At 30.5% G+C, this 2,229-nt stretch carries 3 protein-coding genes; all 3 read left to right on the top strand.

Translation table 11 applies throughout. The features are described 5' to 3' along the window. On the top strand, window positions 1-511 hold a 511-nt coding region (locus CP368_RS09700), incomplete at its 5' end, for a LicD family protein (protein ID WP_143468327.1). A 16-nt stretch (window positions 512-527) separates the two neighbouring features. Further along, a complete protein-coding gene (gene glf, locus CP368_RS09695; protein ID WP_098046042.1) occupies window positions 528-1,643 on the top strand; it encodes a UDP-galactopyranose mutase in 1,116 nt (371 codons plus the stop codon). A 1-nt stretch (window position 1,644) separates the two neighbouring features. Further along, window positions 1,645-2,229: glycosyltransferase (locus tag CP368_RS09690; RefSeq protein ID WP_143468326.1), on the top strand; the 585-nt coding region annotated here is incomplete at its 3' end.

Genomic DNA, 2,229 nt, shown 5'->3' with positions numbered 1-2,229 from the left:
TAACCATACTATTGCTGATTTTAAGATGAATAAAGACAAAGGCGGAGCTTGGGTTGATATTTTTCCTTTAAATAATGTTCCAGCAAATAGTAAATTGTATTTAAAATATATAAGAAAGCTAAGACTCTACTACAGACTTTTATTTATTGGAAATCGTAGATTTAAAGAAAACAAAATTAAAAGTGGAATTAGATCTCTGATTTATTTAGATAGAAATAGAATGAGAGATAAAATGATAAAATCTATTGATAAATTAGATGAGCTACCCGCTACAAATTACTTAAGCGAAACTATTGGAAATTGTATGTGCGATACTTCAAAAGAAGTTTTTAGAAAAAAAATTCCTGTTGAATGGTTTGATAATCTAGCTGAATTAGAATTCGAAGGGCACAAATTTTGTGCAATAAGTGAGTACGAGAAGTATTTAACAATGCAATATGGGGATTGGAGAAAATTGCCATCTCTTGAAGATAGAGTCAATAGTCATGCATTTGATTTATTTAGAAAATAATGGAGAAGGAGATTTTATGAATTATTTAGTAGTTGGATCAGGTTTGTTTGGAGCAGTATTTGCTCATGAAGCAGCAAAACGTGGTAATAAAGTTACCGTAGTTGAACAAAGAGATAATGTAGCAGGTAATATTTATACTAAAGAAGTTGATGGCATTCAAGTTCATCAATACGGAGCTCATATTTTCCATACATCAAATAAAGAAGTTTGGGACTATGTACAACAATTTGCTGAATTTAATCGTTATACTAACAGTCCTGTGGCAAATTATTACGGTAAGATGTACAATTTACCATTTAATATGAATACTTTTAGTGAAATGTGGGGAGTAAGAACTCCACAAGAAGCTATGGATAAAATTAACGAACAACGTCAAGAAATGGCTGGTAAAGAACCACAAAATCTTGAAGAACAAGCAATTTCCTTAATTGGTCGTGATATTTACGAAAAACTAATTAAGGGATATACAGAAAAACAATGGGGCAGAAAAGCTACAGAATTGCCAGCATTTATTATTAAAAGACTTCCAGTTCGTTTAACTTATGATAATAATTACTTTAATGATAATTATCAAGGAATTCCTAAAGGTGGTTACACCCAAATAGTAGAAAAAATGCTTAATAATGAAAACATTGAAGTTGAGTTAAATACTGATTTCTTTGATAAAAAGGATGAATATTTAAAGAACTTTGATAAGATTGTCTACACTGGCATGATTGATAAGTTCTTTAATTATAAGTTAGGCGAACTTGAATATCGTTCTCTTCGTTTTGAGACTGAAGAAAAAGATGTAGATAATTATCAAGGTAATGCAGTAATTAACTATACTGATGCAGAGACTCCATATACACGTGTAATTGAACACAAGCATTTTGAATTTGGTAAGGGTGATAAAGACAAGACTATTATCACTCGTGAATATCCTGCTGATTGGAAACGTGGAGATGAACCATATTACCCAGTTAACAATGAAAGAAATAATACTTTGTATGAACAATACAGAGACTTAGCTGAAAAAGAAAGCGATAAAGTCATTTTTGGCGGTCGTTTAGGTCAATACAAGTACTATAATATGGATCAAGTAATTGCAGCTGCTTTAGATAGTGTAAGTAAAGAGTTTAACAAAAATTAAGATGGTCACAAATAAGGAAAAAGTATCAATAATAGTCCCAATATATAATGCAGAAAAATATTTAGAAGAGTGTATTGCCTCTATTACCAATCAAACTTATAAGAATTTGCAAATTATTCTTGTAAATGATGGTTCAAAAGATAAAAGTTGGGAGTTATGTGAAAAGATAAAAGATACTGACAATAGAATTAGCATAACTACTCAATCTAATTCAGGTGTTTCAGTAGCACGAAATAGAGGATTAGAATTAGCTAATGGTGAATGGATTATGTTTGTAGATCCAGATGATATATTAGATAAAAAAATTGTTGAAGATTTGTTAGTTAATGTTTCTTCCAAAATTGATATTGTTGCGAGTGGTTGCTATGGATTTGATGGTAACTATAAAAAGAAAGATAGCTTTTTTGAAGGTGATCGACTTTTTAACTCAGATAAAACTGATCTTTATCTTCAGCTTATGGATGCTACACATGGTCAAAGCGATGATTTTGTAACGGCTATTGGTGTGCCTTGGGGCAAATTGTATAGACATATTTTTCTTAAAAAGTACAATCTTAAATTTGATCCTAAATTAAGGCGAATGCAA

The sequence above is a fragment of the Lactobacillus sp. UMNPBX17 genome (assembly GCF_002553735.1).
GTDB lineage: Bacteria > Bacillota > Bacilli > Lactobacillales > Lactobacillaceae > Lactobacillus > Lactobacillus gallinarum.
Note: the sequence above shows the minus strand (reverse complement) of the source record. Positions and strands in the feature narration are given on the sequence as shown.

What these genes read in the sequence shown, in the direction of transcription:
- glf (WP_098046042.1), top strand. Translation starts at nt 528, where the DNA reads ATGAATTATTTAGTAGTTGGATCAGGTTTGTTTGGAGCAGTATTTGCT.